Annotated in this window: 24 protein-coding genes and 2 pseudogenes; 16 read left to right on the top strand and 10 right to left on the bottom strand. The window is 68.8% G+C overall.

Translation table 11 applies throughout. The features are described 5' to 3' along the window. Positions 1 to 4 precede the first annotated feature (4 nt). Positions 5 to 979: a zinc-dependent alcohol dehydrogenase family protein gene (locus ACIQTP_RS26105; RefSeq protein ID WP_403403732.1), complete on the bottom strand. Its 975-nt coding sequence runs from the start codon at positions 977 to 979 to the stop codon at positions 5 to 7. Between the two features lie 924 nt (positions 980 to 1,903). Here ACIQTP_RS26105 and ACIQTP_RS26100 point away from each other — a divergent pair. Then, positions 1,904 to 2,090 (top strand): annotated as a pseudogene (locus ACIQTP_RS26100) (IS5/IS1182 family transposase); the annotation flags it as partial. Between the two features lie 79 nt (positions 2,091 to 2,169). Here the strand turns inward: ACIQTP_RS26100 and ACIQTP_RS26095 are convergent. Next, positions 2,170 to 2,778 (bottom strand): TIGR03086 family metal-binding protein, encoded by a 609-nt coding sequence (locus ACIQTP_RS26095; RefSeq protein WP_403403729.1) that lies wholly within the window; start codon positions 2,776 to 2,778, stop codon positions 2,170 to 2,172. Positions 2,779 to 2,853: 75 nt separating this feature from the next. Next, positions 2,854 to 3,762, bottom strand: coding sequence for an MBL fold metallo-hydrolase (locus ACIQTP_RS26090; protein ID WP_067383292.1), 909 nt, complete (start codon positions 3,760 to 3,762; stop codon positions 2,854 to 2,856). 341 nt (positions 3,763 to 4,103) lie between these two features. On the opposite strand from ACIQTP_RS26090, the gene ACIQTP_RS26085 reads away from it, so the two are divergent. From ACIQTP_RS26085 to ACIQTP_RS26065, 5 genes are all read left to right on the top strand, one after another. Then, positions 4,104 to 4,991, top strand: coding sequence for a helix-turn-helix transcriptional regulator (locus tag ACIQTP_RS26085; RefSeq protein ID WP_403403727.1), 888 nt, complete (start codon positions 4,104 to 4,106; stop codon positions 4,989 to 4,991). 701 nt (positions 4,992 to 5,692) lie between these two features. Then, positions 5,693 to 6,586 carry an LLM class F420-dependent oxidoreductase gene (locus tag ACIQTP_RS26080; RefSeq protein WP_403403725.1) on the top strand — a complete coding sequence of 298 codons (894 nt, stop codon included), beginning with the start codon at positions 5,693 to 5,695 and terminating at the stop codon, positions 6,584 to 6,586. A gap of 55 nt (positions 6,587 to 6,641) precedes the next feature. Beyond that, positions 6,642 to 7,046, top strand: coding sequence for a nuclear transport factor 2 family protein (locus ACIQTP_RS26075; protein WP_403403723.1), 405 nt, complete (start codon positions 6,642 to 6,644; stop codon positions 7,044 to 7,046). A gap of 6 nt (positions 7,047 to 7,052) precedes the next feature. Next, entirely contained in the window at positions 7,053 to 8,066 is a 1,014-nt protein-coding gene (locus tag ACIQTP_RS26070) for an NADP-dependent oxidoreductase (protein ID WP_403403720.1), read from the top strand. A 111-nt stretch (positions 8,067 to 8,177) separates the two neighbouring features. Further along, complete coding sequence (locus ACIQTP_RS26065; protein ID WP_403403717.1) at positions 8,178 to 9,164, top strand: SDR family NAD(P)-dependent oxidoreductase; 987 nt, start codon at positions 8,178 to 8,180, stop codon at positions 9,162 to 9,164. Between the two features lie 302 nt (positions 9,165 to 9,466). Here ACIQTP_RS26065 and ACIQTP_RS26060 read toward each other — a convergent pair whose 3' ends face one another. After that, positions 9,467 to 10,354 (bottom strand): helix-turn-helix transcriptional regulator, encoded by an 888-nt coding sequence (locus tag ACIQTP_RS26060; RefSeq protein ID WP_403403715.1) that lies wholly within the window; start codon positions 10,352 to 10,354, stop codon positions 9,467 to 9,469. A gap of 245 nt (positions 10,355 to 10,599) precedes the next feature. Here ACIQTP_RS26060 and ACIQTP_RS26055 point away from each other — a divergent pair, with 245 nt between their 5' ends. Next, positions 10,600 to 11,811: a Cmx/CmrA family chloramphenicol efflux MFS transporter gene (locus tag ACIQTP_RS26055; protein ID WP_403403712.1), complete on the top strand. Its 1,212-nt coding sequence runs from the start codon at positions 10,600 to 10,602 to the stop codon at positions 11,809 to 11,811. A 71-nt stretch (positions 11,812 to 11,882) separates the two neighbouring features. Here ACIQTP_RS26055 and ACIQTP_RS26050 read toward each other — a convergent pair whose 3' ends face one another. From ACIQTP_RS26050 to ACIQTP_RS26040, 3 genes are all read right to left on the bottom strand, one after another. Next, complete coding sequence (locus ACIQTP_RS26050) at positions 11,883 to 12,194, bottom strand: hypothetical protein (RefSeq protein ID WP_403403709.1); 312 nt, start codon at positions 12,192 to 12,194, stop codon at positions 11,883 to 11,885. Positions 12,195 to 12,367: 173 nt separating this feature from the next. Next, a complete protein-coding gene (locus tag ACIQTP_RS26045; protein WP_382129875.1) occupies positions 12,368 to 12,745 on the bottom strand; it encodes a fic family toxin-antitoxin system, toxin component in 378 nt (125 codons plus the stop codon). Then, positions 12,745 to 12,984 carry a hypothetical protein gene (locus tag ACIQTP_RS26040; protein WP_382129874.1) on the bottom strand — a complete coding sequence of 80 codons (240 nt, stop codon included), beginning with the start codon at positions 12,982 to 12,984 and terminating at the stop codon, positions 12,745 to 12,747. Before ACIQTP_RS26040 ends, ACIQTP_RS26045 begins: the two co-directional genes overlap by 1 nt. Positions 12,985 to 13,405: 421 nt before the next feature. Here ACIQTP_RS26040 and ACIQTP_RS26035 point away from each other — a divergent pair. Beyond that, positions 13,406 to 14,285, top strand: a pseudogene (locus ACIQTP_RS26035) (IS5 family transposase). A 19-nt stretch (positions 14,286 to 14,304) separates the two neighbouring features. Here the strand turns inward: ACIQTP_RS26035 and ACIQTP_RS26030 are convergent. Then, positions 14,305 to 15,162 (bottom strand): alpha/beta fold hydrolase, encoded by an 858-nt coding sequence (locus ACIQTP_RS26030; RefSeq protein WP_403403706.1) that lies wholly within the window; start codon positions 15,160 to 15,162, stop codon positions 14,305 to 14,307. A 183-nt stretch (positions 15,163 to 15,345) separates the two neighbouring features. Here ACIQTP_RS26030 and ACIQTP_RS26025 point away from each other — a divergent pair, with 183 nt between their 5' ends. The 3 genes from ACIQTP_RS26025 to ACIQTP_RS26015 all read left to right on the top strand — a co-directional run bounded on the left by ACIQTP_RS26025 (position 15,346) and on the right by ACIQTP_RS26015 (position 16,178). After that, positions 15,346 to 15,654, top strand: a complete 309-nt coding sequence (locus ACIQTP_RS26025; RefSeq protein ID WP_403403703.1) for a hypothetical protein — start codon at positions 15,346 to 15,348, stop codon at positions 15,652 to 15,654. A gap of 182 nt (positions 15,655 to 15,836) precedes the next feature. Continuing rightward, on the top strand, positions 15,837 to 16,001 hold the full coding sequence (locus ACIQTP_RS26020; RefSeq protein WP_403403701.1) for a hypothetical protein: 165 nt from the start codon (positions 15,837 to 15,839) through the stop codon (positions 15,999 to 16,001). Between the two features lie 9 nt (positions 16,002 to 16,010). Then, positions 16,011 to 16,178, top strand: a complete 168-nt coding sequence (locus ACIQTP_RS26015) for a hypothetical protein (protein ID WP_403403699.1) — start codon at positions 16,011 to 16,013, stop codon at positions 16,176 to 16,178. A gap of 298 nt (positions 16,179 to 16,476) precedes the next feature. On the opposite strand, the gene ACIQTP_RS26010 is transcribed toward ACIQTP_RS26015, so the two are convergent. Further along, positions 16,477 to 17,085 carry a TetR/AcrR family transcriptional regulator gene (locus ACIQTP_RS26010; protein ID WP_403403697.1) on the bottom strand — a complete coding sequence of 203 codons (609 nt, stop codon included), beginning with the start codon at positions 17,083 to 17,085 and terminating at the stop codon, positions 16,477 to 16,479. 113 nt (positions 17,086 to 17,198) lie between these two features. Here ACIQTP_RS26010 and ACIQTP_RS26005 point away from each other — a divergent pair, with 113 nt between their 5' ends. From ACIQTP_RS26005 to ACIQTP_RS25990, 4 genes are all read left to right on the top strand, one after another. Then, the gene (locus tag ACIQTP_RS26005; protein ID WP_403403695.1) at positions 17,199 to 18,209 is read left to right on the top strand and encodes an alcohol dehydrogenase catalytic domain-containing protein; all 1,011 of its coding nucleotides are present in this window, start codon (positions 17,199 to 17,201) and stop codon (positions 18,207 to 18,209) included. Next, the gene (locus ACIQTP_RS26000; protein ID WP_403404136.1) at positions 18,206 to 18,832 is read left to right on the top strand and encodes an NADPH-dependent F420 reductase; all 627 of its coding nucleotides are present in this window, start codon (positions 18,206 to 18,208) and stop codon (positions 18,830 to 18,832) included. The genes ACIQTP_RS26005 and ACIQTP_RS26000 overlap by 4 nt, the downstream gene beginning before the upstream one ends. Before the next feature lie 63 nt (positions 18,833 to 18,895). Further along, the gene (locus tag ACIQTP_RS25995) at positions 18,896 to 19,981 is read left to right on the top strand and encodes an alkene reductase (protein ID WP_403403693.1); all 1,086 of its coding nucleotides are present in this window, start codon (positions 18,896 to 18,898) and stop codon (positions 19,979 to 19,981) included. Positions 19,982 to 19,996: 15 nt separating this feature from the next. After that, positions 19,997 to 20,344: a VOC family protein gene (locus tag ACIQTP_RS25990; protein WP_403403691.1), complete on the top strand. Its 348-nt coding sequence runs from the start codon at positions 19,997 to 19,999 to the stop codon at positions 20,342 to 20,344. 1,224 nt (positions 20,345 to 21,568) lie between these two features. Here ACIQTP_RS25990 and ACIQTP_RS25985 read toward each other — a convergent pair. Next, a complete protein-coding gene (locus ACIQTP_RS25985) occupies positions 21,569 to 22,306 on the bottom strand; it encodes an SDR family oxidoreductase (RefSeq protein ID WP_403403689.1) in 738 nt (245 codons plus the stop codon). 97 nt (positions 22,307 to 22,403) lie between these two features. Between ACIQTP_RS25985 and ACIQTP_RS25980 the strand changes: the two genes are divergently transcribed. Next, positions 22,404 to 23,267 (top strand): LysR family transcriptional regulator, encoded by an 864-nt coding sequence (locus tag ACIQTP_RS25980; protein WP_403403686.1) that lies wholly within the window; start codon positions 22,404 to 22,406, stop codon positions 23,265 to 23,267. Positions 23,268 to 23,308: the final 41 nt, after the last annotated feature.

Below are 23,308 nucleotides of genomic sequence, written 5' to 3'. Positions count from 1 at the left end.
GCGCCTACGCGCGATGCGGGTTGAAGTCCAGGAGGACCTTGCCCTTCTCCCGGAAGTACGCGAGCGCCTCGGGAAAGTCCGCCGCCTTGTAGACGGGCGCGGAGGGCAGGACGAGTCCTCCCTCGGAGACCAGCCGCGCGGACTCCGCGTTCAACGCCGGAAGCCGGGGCAGAAATTCGTCCTTGTACATCCAGAATTCCGTCGTGGTGATGTTCTTCGTCCTCAGCACGTCTGGATCGGGCGTGAACGGCTGGCCGCTCAGATACCCGTAGATCGCCAGCAGGGCGCCGTCGGTCAGTACGTCCAGCAGCAGTGCGGTCGCCGCCCCGCTGACACCGTCGAGGCCGAGGAGCACAGGATCGGAGCCGATGGCTTCCCGCACGCGCGCGCCGGCGTCCGCCGAGTCGACCACCACGATGTCGGCGCCGAGGTCACGGAGTTCGCTCACGAGTTCCGCGCGGCGCACGATGTTGATGGTGCGCAGCCCTCGTTCCTTGGCGAACACGATGACAGACCGGCCTACCCCGCTGTTCGCCGCGTTCTGCACCACCCAGGAACCGGCCGGGAGGTCACGTAGGCCGACCAGGAGCCCCGCGGTGACGGGATTGATGGTGAGCATCGCTGCCTGTTCAAGACTGATGGACTTGTCGACGACGGTCAGGTTTGTTGCCTCGGCCACGACTCGCTCGGACCAGGAAAAGACGCCGAAAGGAAGCAGGACTCTCTCGCCGGGACGGACCTCCGTGACTCCGGGCCCCACGGACACGACCGTCCCAACACCCTCGTTTCCAATAGCGGTCGGCAGCTCAGGGCGTACGGGGTAGACACCTTGCGCCAGGAGAAGGTCGTGGTGGTCGAGCGGGGCATACTCGACCTGGACCAGCGCCTGCCCGGCAGTGGGTGCCGGGGGCTCGGGCACGTCCACCACCTGAAGGCTCTTCTCCGGCTCTCCGAACTGGGTGAGGTGGATGGCGAGCATGGGACACGACTCCTTGCTTCGTCGAAATTCGAGACACCGCTTCCGACGCCGACGGCCCGGTCCCCCAAGGGTTTCCGCGGCTGTATCCGGCCCGGTCCGGCTCCGCCATCGAGGGAGACGGCAGAGCCCTCGGCGATAGACCGACGGGCTGTAGCTAGACCGATCCCGGTCGAGCAGCCACCAAACCGGCCTTGCCATCCAGTTGTCCGCGGATGTCCGCTTCTTCCTCCATGCAGTCCCTCCGGAGACCCGCTGAAACCACAGCACACAGAAACGCGGCAACCCGTGCCCAGCCACTTTGTAACGCCCCCCGCCAACGACGGAGTGCTCCGCCACGCCACCTCGGGGACCGCTTGGTGCAGCCAGATTTGTACCTACTAGTAAAGAACCCTGACCCGGGCGCCGCAACCGGAGAGGTACTCGCCCCGCCCGGTGCCGCAGCTCCAGTCCGCGTGCCCGTCGGAACCCATCGCCGTTCAAACAGCTCGCTCAGCTCGGCAGGACGAACGCCGGCCACGTACCCCACCTTCCAGACCTTCCGCCGGTCTGTGAGGAACAGCTGCACCGAGCCCCCAGGGACAAGGCACCTGGCGGGATCAAGGAACCAGTCAGCCACCCTGCCTGACCAGCGCGGCAGCGGCCAGACTCTGCTCTCGACATCACCCGAAGGAGGACGGACACAAGGAGGACGGACACACGGCGGTGGCCCATTATCGGCGCGACGCCCCGCCGCGAGAGCGCCCGCCACGCCGTCGTCGGAGACTTCGCCGCCAACGTCACCCCGTGCGCCTTCTGGCCCCGAGGCGCGGAACCGGCCACCCACATCGACTACACGGTCGGCGCCCCCGTCGTACAGCACCAGTGGGCTCCCGACCCGACGCCCAGCGGCCGTGCCAGGCGCCATGCCCTGCACGGTTCACACATCCGGGCCGCAGGCGCGGCGCCTGGCCGTTGACGTGTTGGGCCTGGTGATCGCGGTGGTGGTGTTCGCCGCGTCCGTGCACGACAACGCCGTCGGCATCGCACTGCTGGACAAGGTCGCCTCCGACACCGGGTCGCCGCCGACACCGACACCGTGGAGAAGGCCCTGGTCGACCAGGGACTCAAGAACGCGTCATCGATGCGCCGGCCGTACGCGAGGCAGGAAGATTCACCGGCGATGAAGGCCCCGGTGGACCGTCGGGCACACCCTAATGCGCCGCTGGTGTCCATCGGGGGTTTCTGCCAGTGAGGGCCAGTGCGCGGTCGAACACGGGTGCGTCTGCGTCTTGGGGTACTTCGTCACCCAGAAGGCGGAGACTGCGCATGCGGGGGGCCTCACGCGAGTATGTCGCGAACGTGGCTTCGGCCAAGGCCGTGGGAATGGTGCGCCGTTGTCCCGTGGCTGCTGCCGTGTCCCAGGCGTGGACGGTGAATTCGGCGATCAGGATCCCGCCGAGCGCGGTCGCGGGCATGAGCGGTCCGCCGAGGCCGGCCTCGCCCTCCCACGCTGCCGGCTCGGACCAGGCACTGGCCGCCGGTTCCGCTCTGCCGGCCACGAGCAACGCCCACTCGGACTCCGGCCGCCCGGCGAGGAGTGGCACCGGGCTCGCGGTCAGCAGGCCCGGATCCGACGCCGTGCGGGTGCCCGCGTCTCTCGTCATCAGCAGCATCATGGCGATGTGATTGACGAGGTCTTTCACCGTCCACGCCGAACACGGCGTCGGGTTGTGATACTGGTCGACCGGTGCACCGCGCACAGCGTCCACGACCAGATCGATGCTCTGCGCCAACTGCTCCACCTTCGTCGCCGGCAGCATGCGGCATCCCTCCTTCGAAGTCGACTGCGACGAACGCAGTCACCGCGGTTCGCCCCTCATTCGTAGGGCGTCGTCCTAGTCGATGAAGGCGCTCCACGCGGTGGCGTTGAGGTTGTCGGAGAGGAAGATGTCGGTTCCTCCCAGGCGCTTTTCCCAGGACGGCATGAGTTCGGCCGCGCGGGCGGTGACCGCGTCCATCCAGACCTTGATTTCCGCCTGCTTGTTGTCGGCCGGCACCTTGGCGGCGGCCGAGGCTTCCTTCATGTCGACCGTGCGCAGTGCTTCGGAAGCAGCGGCGCGCAGGTCCCGGATGTACTCCCGGTTCGTCGCCACGTCCTCGGGCGTACCGGGCAGGGCCATATGGCCGGTGACGATGGTCTCGTAGTCGTACTCCAGCAACTGGTCCATGGCGTCGAAGTACGCGGGCACGTGCGCGGAGAAGTACAGGCGGAAGAACGGCGCGCTCTTCGGAGTGAAGCTGTCCATCGCTCCCATGAGCTTCAGCTCCGGCAGGTGGATGAACAGGTTGCCGGCCTGATGCCAGTCTCCCGTGTAGTCGAGGACGAACCGCACCCCGTCGATGTCCATCTCCTTGCGCCGGCCACTGAAGGTCTCGGTGGGCAGCGGGCGCCGGTCGTCGTTCTTGACCTCCTTGATGAACTCGCCGGTGATCTCATGAGAGATGATCTTCAGGCCGTCCCGCTTCAGCAGGTGAGCCGCCCCGATGTGGTCGGCGTGCGCGTGGCTGTAGATCAGGTGGGTGACCGGCTTGGGGGTGACCGACTCGATCGCCTCCAGCAGTTTGTCCCCCAGGAACGGTGAGGCGTCCACGAGGACGACACCGTTCTTCGTCTCCACGAACATCGTGTTGATCATCCCCTGGGTGACGAAGTGGGCACCTCCGCCCAGGTCCTGGACGACATACCCGGACTCGGGGATGTCCGGGCCCAGGGCAAAGTCGGGTACAGGCGCGAACTCGGTCATGGTGATCTCCTTTGGGTGGCCCGCCCCAGGGCTGGGGCGGAGGGGTGTCCCGTGATGGGGTTCCAAGGGGCCGCGTGAGGGCCGGCTCGGGCCTGGCCTGCGGCGGCGCGGTCTTCGAGGCGACAGCGGGCCGGTGCGGGACAGCCGCTCCTTTCTCCGGCCCGGCGCAGGGAGGTCCTCTGGCTTCCTCTGGCTTCCTCGCGGGAGAAGGTCGTCGCTTTTCGTCCAGCATGGTCTGCTTTGCGAGCGCGTGGACACCCCAAGGGCGCCCTGCTGAACCTAGGTCTGACTGGTCCACCTTCACCGGCCCGTCAGGCCGCTATGGAGAGCACACTGGCCGCATGAACGACAACGGCGAACTGGGGGACTTCCTGCGCTCGCGGCGGGCCCGTCTGCGTCCCGAGGACGCGGGGGCGGCTTTCAGTGGCGGCGCGCGCCGGGTGCCCGGACTGCGCCGCGAGGAAGTCGCACATCTGGCCGGGGTGAGCACGGACTACTACGCCCGCCTCGAACAGGGCCGGCACCCCCACGTCTCCGAGACGGTACTGGAGGCGGTCGCCCGCGCCCTGCGCCTGGACGACACCGAACGCGGCTACCTCTTCGAACTCGCCCGGCCCAGGACACCCGGACGCGACCGGAGCAGTCCCTCCCGCGCACCACGCATACGGCAGCCGATCCACCAGATGCTGGACGTCCTGAACGACGTCTCACCGGCCGTCGTCATCAACCACCGCAGTGACGTCCTGGGCGCCAACCACCTGGCCAGACAGCTGATCACGGACTTCGACGCACTGCCGCTCCGCGACCGCAACCTCGCCCGATTCGTCCTGCTCCACCCTGCCGCCCGTGACCTGTACCAGGACTGGGACCGGGTCGCGGAGACCTTCGTCGCCAGTCTGCGCCTGGCCTCCGGACGCCATCCCGACGACCGCCTGCTGAACGAACTCGTCGGGGAGCTGTCCATCAAGGTTCCCGAGTTCTCCACCTGGTGGGCCGGCCACCGCGTGGACCAGTGCGCCCACGGCACCCAACGCCTTGTTCACCCCGTGGTCGGCGATCTCACCCTCTCCTACGAAACGCTGGCTCTGCCCGCCGACCCTGACCAGAGCATCGTGCTCTACACCACCGAACCCGGCTCCGCCTCCGCGGAAACACTCCGCCTGCTCGCCAGCTGGACCACACCGACGAACACACACGAGGCCGCCCCCTCCCAGGCACCGCACGGCTGATGAGGAACAGGCGGCCGATCAGTGACGAGGACTTGAGGCCATGATGTCCACGCTCATCCAGACTCCCTTCGGAGAAGGGTCGACGGCCGCCGAGGTCATCGAGGGCGTCGACCTTTCAGGCAAGCAGGCGGTCGTCACCGGCGCCGCGTCGGGTCTCGCGCCGAGACCGCCCGTGCCCTCGCGAGCGCCGGCGCCCTGGTCACCTTCGCGGTCCGCGGCACGGACGTCGGTGAGCGCATCGCGACCGGCATCCGCAAGGCGGCCGGGAGCGACGCCGTCCATGTCGGCCCGCTCGATCTCGCCGACTGGGCGTTGATCCCCGCCTTCACGAGCGCCTGGTCCGGGTCCCTGCATCAGCGGCCGTTCCGCCTCTTGTCTCTCGGCCGGCCCTTGTCTCTCGGCCGCCCCTTGTCTCTCTGCCGGCCAGACCCACTCCCCCACCTATCCGGATGAGAGAAACACAGCCGACTGATGACTAGGAATTGAGGTCTTGAAGGCCGTCGAGCGCATCCAACGCCACGCCGCGAGAACCACGCCCGGGTTCGCCATCGGCGAGGCCGAATTCCAGGCCCTCGGCCGAGCCGCGGCAGCAGCGGCTCGACCGGCCCAGTGAACGGCATGACACCTCTCCGGGCCAGGGGAGGTCCACGCATACAGATCGGCAGCACGAACAGCGCATTCATCCTGTTAGGGAATAAACGATGCACTCCGCACCTCGCACCGCACCGCAGCAGTCCCTGGGCCGCTTCGGAATCTTCAGCCACGAACTGCGCTCCGAAGACCCGGCACTTCAAGAGCAACGGCGACGCGCGGCAGCCGAGCTGGAAGAACTCGGCTTCGGCGTGATCTGGCTCGGGGGCAACAGCAGCGTGCACCACGCCGCCGCGCTCGCCGGGTCCACTGAACGCATCGCCCTGGCCACCGGCATCCTCAACATCTGGCACGAGGACGCCGCCACGGTGGCCCGGCAGCGAGCCGAGCTGGAGGAAGCCCACCCCGGCCGGTTCCTCCTGGGCCTGGGCGCCAGCCACGCCCAGCTGGCCCAGAACTACCAGCGGCCCTACTCCACGATGGTCGGCTACCTCGACGCCCTAGACAACGCCGCCGCCCCCGTCCCGGCAGGCCGCCGGATCCTGGCGGCGCTCGGACCGAAGATGCTGCGTCTCGCCCGCGACCGGGCCGCCGGCGCCCACCCCGCGATGGTCACCCCCGAATACATCAGGCAGGCCCGGGAGGTCCTGGGCGACGGACCGCTCCTGGCTCCCGTGGTCACCGTGGTCCTGGAAAACGACCCCGTCCGGGCACGTGCCATCGCACGTGACTTCCTCGAGCTGTACCTCCGGCTGCCCAACTACACCACGAACTTCGAACGCCTCGGCTTCACCGCTGACGACTTCACCGGCGGCGGCAGCGACCCCTTGGTCGACGCCCTGGCGGCCTGGGGAACCGACGACGCGATCAGCGACCGCCTGACCGAGTTCCACACCGCCGGCGCCGACCACCTGGCCCTGCAGCTCATCACCGCCGAGGGAGGCGAGACGCCGCCCCTCACCCAGTGGCACCGCCTCGCCGGCGTCAGCGCGAAGAGCGCGTAGCCGCACAGGTGACGACGCCCGAGGCACTCATGACAATCACCCTCTGGAGCACGGCATGTCCACACCCGAGCAGAACAAAGAACTCGTTCTGACGGCCTTCGACACACTCTTCGGCAAGCGCGACTACGCGGCCGCGGAGGAGTTCTGGTCCGAGGACTACCTTCAGCACAGCCGGCACATCCCGCCGGGTCGGGAGGGTCTGTTCAACCTCGTTGGCGCCCTGCCCGCCGCCCTGCGCTACGACAACCAACTCGCCGTCGCCGAGGGCGACTACGTGATGCTCTACGGCCGTTACTCCGGCGCAGGCGAGACCGCCTCCGTCGTGGCCGACGTGGTGCGTGTCGAGAACGGCAGACTGGCCGAACACTGGGACGTCTGGGAGGACGAGGCGACCCGCGCCGAGTCCGCAAGCGGCCTCCCGGTGTTCGGCGACCACTTCCCGCACGACCGGGCGAGGTGAGCCGAGGTGACCGGCACCAATCGCCAGTTCCGCCTCAGAGCCCGCCCGGCCGGCCCCTTCGAAGACTCCGACTTCGAGCTCGTCCGGACACCCATTCCCGTGCCTGGCGACGGCGAGTTCCTGGTCAAGGTCACACACTTGTCGATCGACCCCGCTATGCGCGGCTGGATGAAAGCAGAGCACGTCACTCCGGTGGACATCGGAGCGGTCATGCGGGCGATCACGATCGGACAGGTCGTGCACTCCCGCCACCCCGGCTTCGCGGAGGGCGACTTCGTCCACGGCACGTTCGGCGTCCAGGAGTTTTCGCTCTCGGACGGAACCGGGGTCTCCAAGATCCGCCCCGAGGAGGGCCGGTCGCTCGCGGCGTATCTCGGCGTCCTGGGCATGACCGGCATGACCGCCTACTTCGGGCTCCTCGACGTCGGCCGGCTCACCGCGGGCGACGTGGTGCTCGTATCGGGGGCGGCCGGGGCCGTGGGAAGCGCCGCCGGTCAGATCGCGAGGATCAAGGGCGCGCACGTGATCGGGATCGCGGGTGGCCCCGAGAAGACGCGCATGCTCGTCGACCGGCTCGGGTTCAGCGCCGCCATCGACTACAAGCGGGACGACTTTCTCGACCAGCTGCGCGACCGCACCCCGCGATACGTCGACGTGTTCTTCGACAACGTCGGCGGAGACATCCTCAATCAGGCACTCACCCGCCTCGCCCGTGGCGCGCGAGTCGTCATCAGCGGCGCGATCTCCCAGTACGACAACGCCGATGCGGTCGTGGGACCGAGCAACTACCTGACTCTGCTGTACCGGAGCGCCTCCATGGCAGGCGTCGCCGTTCCGGCATTCGCCGACCGGTATCCCGAGGCCATGGCGCAGATGTCGCACTGGCTCGCCGCCGGTCAGCTGACGAGCGTCGAGGACACGGTGCACGGCGACATCGAGACGTTCCCGGCCACGCTCAGGCGCCTGTTCACCAGCAGGAACACCGGCAAGCTCGTCCTCGAACTCGAGCACCAGGCGTGAGCCCACCCCTCTGTCTTCCCGGCGCACCTGCACCAGATCTGCCGGGACCGCCTCCCTCGCCTGTTCAGGTGGGGAAAACAACCGACCACTGACTAGCTAGGACTTGAGATCATGACAACCACCCAGCGCATCCACACGCCCTTCGGAGAAGAGTCGACGGCCGCCGAGGTCATCGAAGGCATCGACCTTTCCGGCAAGCACGCGGTCGTCACCGGCGCCGCCTCGGGTCTCGGCGCCGAGACCGCCCGCGCCCTCGCGGGCGCCGGTGCCTCGGTCACCCTCGCGGTCCGCAACACGGACGCCGGCGAGCGCACCGCGACCGACATCCGCAAGGCCACCGGAAGCGACGCCGTCCATGTCGGCCGGCTCGACCTCGCCGACCAGGCGTCGATCGCCGCCTTCACGAACGCCTGGACCGGGCCCCTGCACATCCTCGTCAACAACGCCGGCGTGATGGCACTGCCCACGCTCGAGCGCACACCGGACGGCTGGGAGCTGCAGTTCGCGTCCAACCATCTCGGCCACTTCGCGCTCGCGCTCGGCCTGCACGACGCGCTCGCGGCCGCCGGCAACGCGCGGATCGTGTCGCTGAGTTCCCGCGGCCACCACGCCTCGCCCGTGGAGTTCGACGACATCAATTTCGACAACCGCGCTTACGACCCGTGGCTCGCCTACGGGCAGTCCAAGACCGCCAACGTTCTCTTCGCGGTCGAGGCGAGCAACCGCTGGGCCACCGACGGGATCACCGCCAACGCCGTCCACCCCGGCGTGATCATGTCGACGAACCTGTCGCGCTACATGGATCCGGACCAGGCCGCACAGCTGCGCGCCGCCGAGGCAGCCGGAGAATCCGGCTCGATCCAGGGCGCACCGTTCCGGTTCAAGACCATCGCCCAGGGCGCCGCGACCAGCGTCCTCGTCGCGACCTCCCCTCAGCTGGAGGGCATCGGCGGCCGCTACTTCGAGGACAACAACGAAGCGGAGAAGTTGTCGGCCCAGGCCGTTGGATCCGCCCCCGGCGGCATAGCCCCGTACGCGCTCGACCCGGACGCCGCCAAGCGCCTGTGGGAGCTGTCACTCGCCGCAACAGGCGCATGAGCAGAATCCTCGCAAGAGCGGAACTGAACTCGCGGCAGCGATTCCAGCGCCCTTCATCGACACTGTGCTGACCCGCACATCGCATACGTGAGCCGTGACCTGTACGAGGTGTTCTACCGGGGGTTCTACCGGGACGCAGTCGAAGACACCGGAACACCTGTCTCCCTGCGCGGTCCTGGGAGTCGGCAGAGGGGCCGACCATCGTCCGGGACCGCGCAGGCGAGGGCAAAACACGTCGCGGCAGCGGCAGGACGGCTGCCGCAGGTCACACGGAAGCGGAAATTACGGACGCTCGTTGGGAGTCAACTTGAGGGTGCCTCGGAGGAGCTGCGCCCTCGTAGGCCCGTCGGGGCACTCCAGCTGGCGAGCATGCTGAGCGTCTCCGCAGAGGCCGAACCAGGTTCCGCGGTGTAGAGGCAGATACTCAGGTCAGGGTCGGCGGGCAGGGCCAGAATCTCGTAGGAGAGGGTGAGTTCGCCGACCACGGGGTGAACGAGGCGCCGGGTGCCGTGGGCGCACTGGTCCACGCGGTGGCCGGCCCACCAGGTGGAGAACTCGGGAAGCTTTGTGGACAGCTCCTCGACGAATTCGTTCAGCAGGCGGTCGTCGGGATGGCGTCCGGCAGCCAGACGAAGACTGGCGACGAACGCCTCCGCGACCCGGTCCCAGTCCTGATAGAGGTCACGGGCGGCGGGCTGGAGCAGTACGAATCGGGCGAAGTTGCGGTCGCGGTGCGGCAGTGCGTCGAAGTCCGTGATCAGCGCCTTGGCAAGATGGTTGACTGCCAGGACGTCGCTGCGGTGGTTGAGGACCAGGGCCGGCGAGACATCGTTGAGGACGTCCAGCATCTGGTGGATCGCCGGACGCACGCGCGGCAGCGGGGCCGGACGGCGCCGTTCCGGGCTGGGGGACTTGGACCGGGCGAGTTCGAAGAGGTAGCCGCGTTCGGTGTCGTCCAGGCGCAGCGCGCGGGCGACCGCCTCCAGCACCGTCTCCGAGACGTGGGGGTGCCGGCCCTGTTCGAGACGGGCGTAGTAGTCCGTGCTCACCCCAGCCAGGTGCGCGACCTCTTCACGGCGCAGTCCCGGGACCCGGCGCGCGCCGCCACTGAAAGCCGCCCCCGCGTCCTCGGGACGCAGACGGGCCCGGCGCGAGCGCAGGAAGCCACCGAGCTCGTCGCTTCGATCCATGCCTCCAGTGATACCACTACAGCGGCATGACGGGCCGGTGAGTGGACCAGCCAGACCTAGGTTCAGCAGGGCGCGCGCGAGGCGTCCGCACGCGTGTCCCGGGCGGGATGCTGGACGCGAACCGGGAGGCAACGCCGCCTCCACAGGTGGTGCTCGCCGACAACGGGCCCTGTCTGAGAAACGGCCGTCCACGGCCGAGCGGAGCACCCGGTTACCCCTCGTTCCTCACACGAAGCAGATGAATCATGCCCTTTGTGATCTACGTCCTTGGGCTGGGCATATTCGCCCAGGGCACCTCGGAATTCATGCTCTCCGGCGTGATGCCCTCCATCGCCCAGGACCTCGACATCCCCCTCGCCTCCGCCGGAATGCTGGTGTCCGCCTTCGCCATCGGCATGCTCGTCGGAGCACCACTGATGAGCCTGATCACCCTGAAGATGCCGCGCCGTGCCGCGCTGGTCGGCTTCCAGCTCGTCTTCATCGCCGCCCACATCGGCGCCGCCCTCGTCCCGCACTTCGGATTCCTGCTGGTCATGCGGGTGCTGTCGGCCATGGCGTACGCCGGATTCTGGGCCATGGCCTCGGTCGCGGCCATCTCGCTGGTGGACGCCGACAAGCAGGGCCGGGCCATGGGAGTGGTGGTCTCGGGACTGAGCGTGGCCACGATCATCGGTGTCCCGGGCGGCACCCTGCTCGCACAGCACGCCGGCTGGGAGGCCGCCTTCTGGGCCGTAGCCGCGATGACCGCTCTGTCCACGATCGCACTGGTCATCGCCCTGCCCGGCGGCCGGGACACGGCGACGGCACAGCCGCGTCTGGCCACGGAACTGCGCTCGCTGATGCAGCCACGGCTCTGGGTCGCCTACGCCACCACCGCACTGACCGTGGCCGCCCAATTCGCGATCTTCTCCTACCTCGGAGCCCTGCTGGAGGACGTCACCGGCCTCAGCACAGGCCTGGTACCCCTCGTGCTCGGACTCTACGGCGTCGGCGCGTTCATCGGCCTGACCATCGGAGGACGCGTAGCCGACCGCGCCCCCTTCACACTCCTGCTGGTGGGCATGGCCGCCTTCATCGTCGCCGCGACAGCACTCGCGGTGACCGCACATGTCGCCTGGGTCACGATCGCGCTGGTGGTGCTCCTGGGCGCCGCCAACTTCGGAGTCACGCCCGCAGTCAACGCAAGAGTCTTCTCCATTCTCGGAGAGACCAGGACGCTCGGCGGCGCCGTGAACATCGCCGCCTTCAACGTCGGCATCGCCGTCGCCCCCCTGGCGTCCGGCCTCGTGATCAACACGGGACTGGGGCTGGCGGGTACGGCCTGGATCGGCGCGGCCTTCGGGGTCGCCCACTTGGGCAGCGTTCTGCTGGACCGCCACCTCACCCGACGCCACGAAGGGGGAACCGAGGAGCCCACAACCGTCTCGGAGCGGGAGCACGCTCCCGTCGCCTCCTGACAACTGCAACCGAACCCAATCGTTCCGTCGCGGGCATCGGCTGCGGAGACCGACAATTCCAGAACAGGACCTCATCTACCGGCGACGCACACTCGACGAGATCCGGTACGAGTCCCCGCGCGGCGGAGGTGAGTTGACGCCCGTCCGCCCGGCGGGCGGCACAGGGCGAGCACGTCCAGGACTACCGCCGTCTCCGGCAGGTCGTCGCGGCACCCCATCACCTGGAGGCCGACTTCGGCCGGCACCCGGTCCCGGTCGCCGCGCTCGTGCGCTGCGGCCAGGTCCCGGCGGTCCATGGCCTGGCTGTAGAGCAGGGCCGGGATGAGCCGGCCGATGCGGACCAGGTCCTCGCCGTGCACGGCCTGCGCCGCCCGGCGGGTCACCCAGCCAGGCCATGGCTCAACTGCCGCCGCTCGGTGCGGGATCACCCACGTCACGCTGCCAGCCGCCTGCGACATTCAGGCCGGGCACCGGACAAGCCATCCCCGCAAAGGAATTGGCCAGTGAGTTCCGTCGAGGGGGCACCGTCATGATGGCTGACGCCGTGCGATACGGCTCAGGTGGCCTGGGGCCAGGCACGCAGCAGGGCGGCGATCCTGGCTGCGGTGCAGGAGGGATCACGCAGCATGTCGCGGAGGGCCACGGCGTCCTCGCGCGTGGGCTTGACGGGGATCCCGGAGGCCTCCAGGTACATCACGCCGGTTGCGGCGGCCACGGCCATGTTGGAGCGCTCGAGCCAGCGGCAGCGTCCGAGGATGTGGACCAGCGCGGCGGCGCGGGCGTAGGGGCCGGCGTAGACGGGAGTATCCAGTAGTTCGGCCCGGTGGCAGGCGACTGCGGCCACCGGCACCCCGTAGTCGTCGGGTGCGGGATCTGCCGCGCCCGCGATCTCCGCGACCTGCAGAATCCAGGGGACGTCGATGTACAGGTCCATTACGCGGCGTGTGCCCCCGAGGTGGGACGGTCTGCGTCTTCGGCCTCGTCGAAGACGCTCTGGTGTTCGTCGAGGAAGCGCCTCGCCGCGTCGAGGCCTCGCTGCCGCAACCCACCGACGTCTTCCCGCACGAGAGCGGCAATGTAGTCGCCGACGCTCATGCCGCGGTCCTTGGCCCGTGCCGTGGCAAGTTCCGCGATCTCGTCGTCGACGCGCCAGCCTTTCTGAGTCTTCGCCATCTCCAGATGGTAACAGCTGGTACCACGGGGCGGAGCGCCCTTCTCCCGGACGTGCCGACGGGCAAGACTGCCGGACGGACCGTGAAGCGGACTGCAGCCGTGGACCGGATCCGAGGGTCGGCAGAGCTGAGGACTTGTGCGAGTGCGTGAGCGGGGCATTGTCAGTGCCAGCGGCCATGGTGGCGACAGGCCGGTCACCCGGTGCAGAACCCTGCGTTCACCTGGACCGACCTCTGGCGGCCCTGCTCACGGAGACTGCGCCGCCGCAGGGGCCTGCCGCTGTCCGTCCGGCTGCGGCTTCGGGGTCAACACGGCGTGGCAAGAGGCTCCCGGGGGCTCGACTAGGTCAACCGCCTTGGAGGTCGCGCGGATAGGCGCGGTTGGGGACACCGGCAACAGACAAGCACAGGTCCCGGTGATCATGGAGTTGCGACGCTCTGTGATCACTGGGGAGACCTGTGCCCGCCCTTCATCATGGCTGACCGAACCGCTCTGGGACCAATGCGCAGCCCTGCTGCCCGAGCGGCCGGAGTACCACCCGGACCATCCATTCGGCTGGCACCGCCGACGCATCAGCGACCGGATCATCTTCGACAAGATGCTGCAACTGCTGTGCTTCGGCTGTTCTTACGAGGCGATCGCCGACACGACCTGCTCGGCCACCGCGATCCGCAGCCGCCGCGACGAATGGATACGACTGGGCGTATTCACCCGGCTCATGCAGCTCGCACTGGAGTCCTACGACCGGATCGTCGGCCTCATCCTCGACCAGATCGCCGTCGACGGAGCGATCACCAAGGCACCTGGAGGCGGGGAGGCCACCGGACGTTCACCGGTCGACCGCGGCAAACAGGGACTGAAGCGCTCGGGCATGACGGATGGATACGGCATCCCGCTGGGCCGTGTCCTGGCCGGTGCCAACCGCCACGACTCTCCGCTGCTCGCCCCGACTCTGGACCGTCTGGAGGGCCCCGGCCCGTTGCCCCAACATCATCACCGTGCGCCTGGACGCCGGCTACGACTCGGACACCACCCGCGCTCTGCTCAGCGAACGCGGCCTGCACGGACGCATCGCGTACAAGGGGGAGAAGGCGCCCATTCCGGCCAGTCGGCGTTGGCACGTCGAACGCACTCACGTGTGGCGGAACGCCTTTCACCGTCTCGCCCGGTGCTACGAGCGTCGCGTCACTGTCATTGATGCCTTCTTCGACCTCGCCGACACAATCATCACCGTGCGCAGCCTGATCCGGCGGTCCTGGACAACTCACCGCTGGGACGAACGCCCGAACCGCCGACCGTGATCCTTCGGCCCCTCGTCAGTCACTTCGGCAGATCGGCGGAGAGGAAGGGAGCAAGGAGCGCGAACAACGCGTCGGGGCGGTCGAGGGGGATGATGTGGCCGCAGTCCTGGAGATGGTGTCCGACCAGGTCATCCGCGATGGGTCGGAGTTGGCGTTCGAGCCCGGTGCCGACGGGGTGAGAGCCGACGGCCACGGTGGGCATGGTCAGCCGAGCTGTCGCGACGGCGTCCTGGATCTGCTGCGCGCTGGTGGGCAGGGCCCGGTAATAGGAGAACGCGCAGCGCAGGGCCTCGTTCCCGGTGTACGCGTGGACGAAGGCCGCACGGATGTGGTCGGGTACTCCTCGCCCGAGCGTCCCCGAGTCGAGGAACCAGTCGATGTATGGGGCCTCGTTGCCGGCCAGGACGGTCTCGGCGAGGCCGGGGACGGCGTGGAAGCCGAACCACCACGGGGCGCCCCCCGCGACGGCGTGCTCTGCTCCGGGCAGGCGGCCGAGCAGTGCCTCCATCACGACCAGGCGCCGGACGAGGCCGGGTCGGCGCAGCGCGAGCAGGACGGCGGCGGCGGTGCCCGCGTCGATGCCGACCACCGCTGCCGAGGGCTCGCCGAGTGCGTCGAGCAGCCCTTCGGCGTCGGCGGCGAGGGTGCCTGCGTCGTAACCCTCGATGGCACGTGCACTGGCACCGAAGCCTCGAAGGTCCGGGGCGATGACCCGGTACTGCCCGGCCAGTCGGCCCATGATGCCGCTCCAGAGTTGCCAGGTGTGCGGGAAGCCGTGCAGCAGGAGAACCGCAGGCCCGTCCCCGGCGATTGCGACATTGAGTTGGACCCCGTTCGTCGCGATACGGCGCAGGTGGTGTGCGGGAGTGACGGGCATGACGGCTCCTCCGGCTGGTTACCATTGGTGACCACAAAACGATAGGTAACTGTCCGACCGCTTCCTAGACGGCACTTTCAGGGGCGCTCAGTACTGGTGGCTGGGGTACTCGACGTAGCCGGCGTCGCCGCCCTGCTACCACGCCCCTGTGTCAGGTCGACGCCGGAGGAGGGCTTCGACGCGATGGTATTGGGCACGTCGTTCCACTTCGACGGGCAGGGCACGGCGACGGCCGCGGACGCGATGAAGCGGTACTGCGGGCTGCTGGGCGAGCAGGAGATGGAAGGGAAATCGCCGACGCGGTGGCTGGCGACGAAGGAGCTGGTGAAGGACGACGGGGAGATGGTGTTCGAGGACGGCGTCTCCCGGTTCGGCCCGAAGTGCGCCAAGATCCTGAAGTCGGCCGTCGAGGGCACCAATCCGCGGTTGTTCTCAGTGCGCCGGGTGCTTCTGACATCGCACCCGCGCGACCAGCAACTCAGTGACGAGTAGTAGCTGCAGCGTGAAGAGGCTCGCCAACGTGACCGTCCGAGCTCACCAGAAGCGAGCAGGAGGAGACGAGCAAGAAGTCGGGCATCGGGGTGTTCGGTCTCGGTATCTCTGGATGCACAGCCAATCGCTGGGCGACCCAACAAGGGTCTACCTCCTCGCCGTTCCGCAGGGAGCGGCGGACGGTGAACACGCTGCACCGGCGCGAGCCCGGCCAGAACAGCCAGGCCACCCACGACCGCGTCTACGCGCTGTCCGACCTCCAGGTCCGCGAGGCCGCTGCGCAGACCAGGGCGCGCGGTAAGACGCCAACTCCGAGATCCGTCTACGCGAGCAGATCGTCAAGCTGAAGGAACTCCGTGCCAAGGACGCCCAAGGAGCTGTCGCAGCCGCAGACCGACATCGATCACCTCGTCCGCGCCGTCAACCAACTGACCGTGGAGAACCGGCGACTGCGCGGTGCGCCGTCGCGGCCCAGCTCCCCGGTCAGGGCGCTGCCGACGCAGCGGCCCAATCGGATCCCGTGAACCGCGCTCAGGGGCCCAGCTCGGCCGTGGGAAACATCGGTACAGCCGTTGGCGAGAACCCTCAACGTCCTGGGCCGCGACAACTTCAACGCCTCCGTGCCGTGCGAGACCTACGTCCGCTGCGTGACCCGGACGCGATCGAGCTCGACGATGACGAACACGGCGCGGAGGAGTAGAGCCCTCAACCAGGTCAGGCCGAACAGCCTTGTAGGGAGCGTGTCCATTCCTGCGCCCGTCGGGGCCGGCCCGTCTATCGCGAACGCCTCAGCGCCACGTCCCGCAGCGGCCCTGAGTCGCATCAGTCGAGGGCGTGGCTGCGGCCGGTCCGCAGGATCTCGTCGGAGAGCTCGGGCTCGACGTGGCGTACGGCGCGGGCGAGCATCAGCGCGCCGACCATTTCGCTGAGCAGGCGGATGGCCCTGTGGCGGGCCTCGGCCGGGTCGAGCTCGTGCCCCTTCTCCTCGGCTTCGCGCAGGAACTCTGCGGCGAAGCCGGTGAGGTAGCCCTCGACGCCTTCGGCGTACGCGCTCTGCACGGCTTCGCTGTGCCGTCCGGCATCGGTGACCAGGGAGGCGGAGGGGCAGCCGCCGTCCGGGGCGTCACGGTGCTCGGTGGACAGGTACCCAGCCACGACCCGCTCCAGCGGCGAACCGTTCTGGCCCGGACCGTCCTCGATCGTCCGGGCCAGGCCCCCGAGCGAGGCGGCGAAGGAGGCGCCGCACACCTCCACGGCCAGGTCGTTCTTGGAGGCGAAGTGATTGTAGAAGCCGCCGTGGGTGAGTCCGGCTTCCTTCATCAGCTCGGCGATGCCGACCGCGTCGATGCCCTCCGAGCGAAACATGCGGCCCGCCGCTTCGAGGATGTTCTGCCGGTTGCGGGCCTTGTCCTCCTTGGTGATCCGCGGCATGGCCGTGGCCGTCCTCTCGCGTCGCTCTCGATTTGACCTTTTCAATGATGCCTCTCATCATAACAGGAGTTTCAATGATGCCCATCATCAATAGTTCCTGGAAGGGGAGCGTCATGCGCGCCATCGCCTACGACCAGCACGGAGAAGCCGGGCAGGTACTACGCCTGAGCGAGCAGCCGGCCCCTGCCGCGCCCGCGGCCGGGGAGGTGCTGGTGCGGGTGCTGTCCCGGCCGATCCACCCCGGCGACCTGGCGGGAGTGGAGGGCCTTCCGGGTGGTCAGCGGCTGCGGTTCGCCACGCCACGGATTCCCGGCGTGGAGGGGATGGGCGTCATCGAGACCGTCGGCGAGGGCGTGCAGGATCTGCGGCCCGGTCAGCGGGTGGCGTTCTTCCCGGTGCCGGCCGCGTGGAGCGAACTCGTCACGGCGCCGGCCGATCTTGTGGTGCCGGTGCCCCAGGGCCTCAGCGACGAGACCGCGGCCTTGATGCTGGTCAACCCGCTCACCCTGCTCACCTTGCTGCGGGCGGTCGAGGACGCCCAGCACAGCCAGGCCGGTCCGGTGGTGCAGACGGCCGCCGGTTCGTCGGTGGGAAAACTGGTCAGCGCCGCAGCACTCAAGCACGGCATCCCGCTGGTCAACCTGGTACGCAGCGCCACGGGGGCGCAGACCTTGCGGCAGCGCTTCCCCGGCCTGCCGACCATCTCGACGGCCGACGCGGACTGGCGCACTCAGGTCCAGGACGCGACCGGCGGCCGGGGCGCCCAGGTCGTACTGGACGCGGTGGGCGGATCCCTGACCGGTGAGCTGGCCGGGCTGCTCGCCGACGGCGGCACGCTGATCACCTACGGACAGCTCGGTTCCGGCAGCACGCCGCTGGAGTCGCTCGCGCTGACCCCGCGGACCCTGACCGTGCGGGGCGTGTCCATCAGCCAGTGGATGGCCGCCCGCACGCCTGAGGAACGGGCCGAGGACGTCGCCTTCGCCGCCCGTCTGGCCGCGACCGCCCCGGAACTCTTCGAGGTCGCCGCCGGCTACGACCTCGCCGACTTCGCGAAGGCCATCGACCATGTCCGCCGCCCCGGCAAGAGCGGAACCGTCCTGCTCACCAGCCCCCCATCCTGAACCCCACGAAGGGCACTGCCATGAAGATCGGAACCCTCGGCGCCGGAACCGTCGCCCAGGCCATCGCCCGTCATGCTGTGGCCCACGGCCACCAGGTCGTACTGAGCAACAGCCGCGGCCCCGCCTCCCTGGCCGGGCTCGCCGACGAACTCGGACCGCTCGCCCACGCCGCAACCCCGGAGGAAGCCGCCGCGGCGGAACTCGTCGTGCTCGCAGTCGGCTGGCCCCAGATCCCGGACGCGGTAGCCGGCCTGCCCCCCTTCGACGGGCGCATCGTCATCGACGCCACCAACCAGTTCACCTCCCCGCCCCCGCACACGAAGATCGCCGACCTGGGCGAGCTGACCGGCAGCGAACACGTCGCCTCACTGCTGCCCGGAGCCCGCGTCGTCAAGGCGTTCAATACCCTCTACGGCCAGTACATCGCCGCCGACCCGCGCCACCAGGCCGGACGCCAGGTGCTGTTCCTCGCCGGTGACGACGCCGACGCCAAGACCACCGTCAAGGACCTCACCGCCGCCTTCGGCTTCGCCCCCGTCGACCTCGGCTCCTTGCGCGGGGGCGGACGCCTCATGCAGCTCGGCGGCCCACTCTCCGGCCTCCACGCCCTCAAACAGGACTGAGCCGGGCCCTCGCCCGTTCCTCGCTCTCCTCCTCATCCGACCCTCGGCTCAAGGAAGTTGCTCATGACCACCCAGCCCCTGCTGCAGCCCGTCCGCCTCGGCGCGCTGGATCTCCCCAACAGCGTCGTCATGGCCCCCATGACCCGCGCCCGTGCTCAGAACGCCGAGCTGGCCCCCACCGACCTGCATGCGACCTACTACGCGCAGCGCGCCGGCGCCGGCCTGATCGTCACCGAGGGAACATGGGTCAGCCCCGACGCGATCGGCTTCATCAACGTCCCCGGCATCTACACCGACACGCAGACGGCCGGCTGGGTGAAGGTCACCGAAGCCGTCCACGAGGCCGGCGGGCGGATCGTCTCTCAGTTCGGCCACGTCGGCACGGCCTCCCACCCCGACCACCTCGGCGGCCGCCTGCCCGCCGGCCCCTCGGCCATCAACCCCGGCGAGAAGTCCTTCACCCCCTCCGGCCCGAAGGACACCGTCACCCCGCGCGCCTACACCGCCGCTGAGATCGCCGACACCATCGCCGACTACCGCCATGCGGCCGAGAACGCCCGCCGCGCCGGCTTCGACGGCGTGGAACTCCACGCCCAGGGATCCCACTTGATCCCGCAGTTCCTCAACCCACGTCTCAACCAGCGCACCGACGCCTACGGAGGCAGCAGCGAGAAGCGGGGCCAGTTCCTCCTGGACATCCTCGACGCCGTCAGTGACGTGTGGGGCAGCGACCGCATCAGCGTGAAGATGTCCCCGGGCTGGACCAGCGGAACCGCGTTCACCACGGACGAGGAGACACTCGCCGACTACGACCAGCTGCTCAAGAAGCTCAACGACAGCAACCTGGCCTACCTGCACCTCCTGGGCACCCCCGGCACCATTGAAGAGCGCATCGCCCTCTTCTCCCGCTACCGCGCCCACTACCAGGGCAACATCGTCGCCAACCTCGGCTTCACCCAGGCCCTCGGCAACGAGATCCTCGACCACGGGATCGTCAACGCGGTCTCCTTCGGCGCCCCCTTCATCGCCAACCCCGACCTGGTCGAGCGCTTCGTGCAGGGCCACCCGCTGGCCGACGGCGACCGGGACACCTACTACGCCGGTCACACCGAGGGCTACACCGACTATCCCGCCTTCGCCGCCAACTGAGCAAGGAAGATCGCCGTGAGCAGCAACATCCGAGCAATGATCGCGAACGTCGAAGTAGAGAACCTCGAAGACGCGATCCCTCTCTACCAGGACCTGGCCGGAAACGCGGAAGTCCGCCGATTTCCCTACCGCGAACTGGAGTTGGCACTGGTAGGACCCTTCCTGCTCTACTCCGGCCCGCTGGAGAAGTACGTCTCGCAGAACGCGACCGTCCTCGTCGAATCCCTGACCCCCGTTCTCGACGCCCTCGGCAAGGCCGGCGCCGAGATCCTCGAAGCACCCAACGAAGTACCCAACGGCACCAGGATCGTCGCCCGCCACCCGGACGGCTCTGTGTTCGAGTACATGCAGCCCCGAGTCTGAGCCCCGAGCGCCACAGCACCACTCCACTGCTCGTGAGGCCAGCATCGGGCCGGCCTCACGAGCACTCGCACCACCCACGGATGGGAAGAACTCGTTGCTCCGGCTGGTACTCCCGACCGTGGGGCACGTAGTGCTGCGTCGTCCACCTATCACCTGAGGTGTGCGACTTCGCCCGTCCAGGCTTCCCCTCACCTGTGGTTCCGGGATGGTCCGGGCGCCCTTGAGCTTGAACGCTCAGCCTCACACCTGGCCGTTGCAGCGACGTACGTGAGCGCGAGGACGAGCCCTGGACACTGGGGCATTCGACCGCATCGACCACGACCACGACGGCCCATGACTATGCTCGGTCAGCGCCCCACCAAGGCCCTGATCCGCAGCTGGTTGAAAGGCGGGCGTGATGGATCGCGGCCGGTTCGCACCGACCGATGAGGGAACTCCTCAAGGCGGTGTGATCAGCCCGCTGCTGCTGGACGTCGCTCTGCACGGACTGGAACAGGCCGGAGGGCGCCAATACGCGGTGTGCCAATACACGGTGCCGACCGGGCGCGAGCCCGGCGCGATGCCGGGCACCCTGGTGCTGGTGACGTACGCCGACGACTTCGTCGCGCTCTGCCACGACGAAGCTGAGGTGCACCATGTCAGTGCCCGGCTGTCGGCGTCCCCAGACGATCCTGCTCTCGCCGAATACTGGCGCAATCGCCGCCGAGAGAAGGCGCCGCCGCCGAGGGACAAGACCAGTCTCGTCCTCGCGGCGCGGCGACGGGCCACACCACCCCGCGGACCTGCGAAGCCAAGGGGTTTGCTTGAGTCGGATGTGCTGAAAGGTGCACGTCCGGTTCTGAGGGGCCCGGGGACCGGCCATGGTCTCCGGCAACCCGGCCCTTTCAAGGACTGGAGTACCCGCGGAGACTCTTTGGCGCAGCCGCCACCCCGGGCACCGAACTTGCCGTCCAAGCCCTCGTAGGCGACGTCCCCGAACGCCGCGTCCGCGCCCTCGTCCCGTGGTTCACCAGCGGCCCGGTCCGCGCCTGGGCAGCGGAAGTGATCGCCGAGGTAGCGAGCCTGCTCGCGCCCGGCGATGGCCGACGCTGACCACCGACCGGGTGGTGTGCGGCGGACGGTCTGTCGGCCTGAGAACGGTAGTACCCCACGCCACTAGCCTCGGTATCTGCGGTCGCGTCGAGCCACGCCGCGGCTTACAGCATGATCACGACAGGTTCGGGGTCACCAAGGGATGACGCCGTCATCCTCGAAGAACGAACCGGTCGGGCCTCCGTCGGGCAGCGTGGCGAGCCGGATGGCTGTGGCTGCGCCCTGCTCAGGAGTGCGGGGTCCGTAAAAGCCGGTGAAGTCGGTCGCGACCAGGCCTGGACAGGCGGCGTTGATCAGGATGTTCGTACCGGCGAACTGCCGGGCGTACTGCACGGTGACGGCGTTGAGGAACGACTTCGACGGCGAGTAGGCCGCCATGATGGGGCCGATCTCGATGTCCGGGTCCGCCTGCCGAGTCAGGGAGGCGACGGCGCTGGAGACGTTGACGATGCGTGGCGACGTCGAGCGCTGCAGCAGCGGCAGCATCGCGTTGGTCACCCGGATGACACCGATGACGTTGGTCTCCACGACCGTGCGGACCACGTCGGGGTCGAGCGTGGTCGGGTCCTGCGCCCACCCCGGCCCCGTCTCTCCTGAGATGCCGGCGTTGTTGACCGGGACGTCCAGGCGCCCGGCCTGCCGTTCGATCAGTTCCGCGGCATCGGTGACGCTCTGGTCGCCGGTCACGTCCAGCGGCACCGCGAACGCGTCCACCCCGGCGGCGCGCAGCTTCTCGACGGCGGTCTCGCGCCGGGCCTCGTCGCGGGCTCCCACGCCCACGCGGTACCCGAGGGCGCCCAGCCCGGTCGCAATTTCGTACCCGATTCCCTTGTTCGCGCCGGTCACCAGCGCGATCTTCGTTTCGCTCATGCTGTTGATGTTCGCTCGCGGGCGAGCGGTGCCTCCAACACCGATACGGTGTCCTGTCATACCCGGTAGGTATCACTGAGGTAGGTATGTTGTGACCATGGACACCCTGGAGACCCGCGAGTTGAGGTACTTCGTGGCCGTCGCCGAGGAACTGCACTTCGGCCGCGCCGCCGAGCGCCTCGGCATGGCCCAACCGCCGCTGTCCCGGGCGATCCAGCAGCTCGAGCGGCGCATCGGCGTCTCCCTGCTGGAACGTAACCGCCGCGGCGTCTCGCTGACCGGTGCCGGAGAGGTGCTGCTGCACGAGGGCCGCGCAGCCCTCGACGCGGCCACCGCCGCCGCTCGCCGCACCCGTCGCGCCGCTGGCGCCGATAGTCCAGGTGGCGCCCGCAATCGCCTGGTGCTGGCGGTGAAGGCCGCAGGGTCTCACGAACTGCTGCAGAAGCTTCTCGACGCCCACGCGGCCGAGCCCGGTGCCGCCGAGATCGAGGTGCTGCCGTGCGGCATGTGTGAGCAGGAAGGGATGCTGCGTGACGGCCGCGCTGATGTGGCACTCATGCACGCGCCGTTCAACTCCCTCGCCGGGTTCGACAGCGAGGAATTGATGACCGAGGGGCAGATCGCCATCCTGCCCGCCGGACACCCCCTCGCCGCGAGCAGGACCTTGTCCCTGGCCGACGTCAGCGACGTCCCCGATCTTCCGCTCGCCCGCTGGCCCCGCCACGGCACGTACGCACCCGGCCCGGGCCCCGAGATCCACGACCAGACACAGCTGGCCCAACTGATCGCCCTCGGACGCACCGTGGCCGTCTTCCCCGACTCCGCCCGCGCCTGGCTGTGGGCCGAGCACACCGCCGTCCCCCTGACCGACGCGCCCCCCGTCGTCACCCACATCGCCTGGCCCGCGCACAGCCGCTCCCTCGCCCTCGCCGGGCTGATCCGCACGGCCACACAGCTATGACCCTCTCTTGCCTTCCCTGGCCGCCATCCGCCTGACCGCCG

Source organism: Streptomyces sp. NPDC090798, assembly GCF_044768965.1.
Lineage (GTDB): Bacteria > Actinomycetota > Actinomycetes > Streptomycetales > Streptomycetaceae > Streptomyces.
The sequence above is the reverse complement of the archived record's forward strand: the minus strand, read 5'-3'. Positions and strand labels throughout refer to the sequence as shown.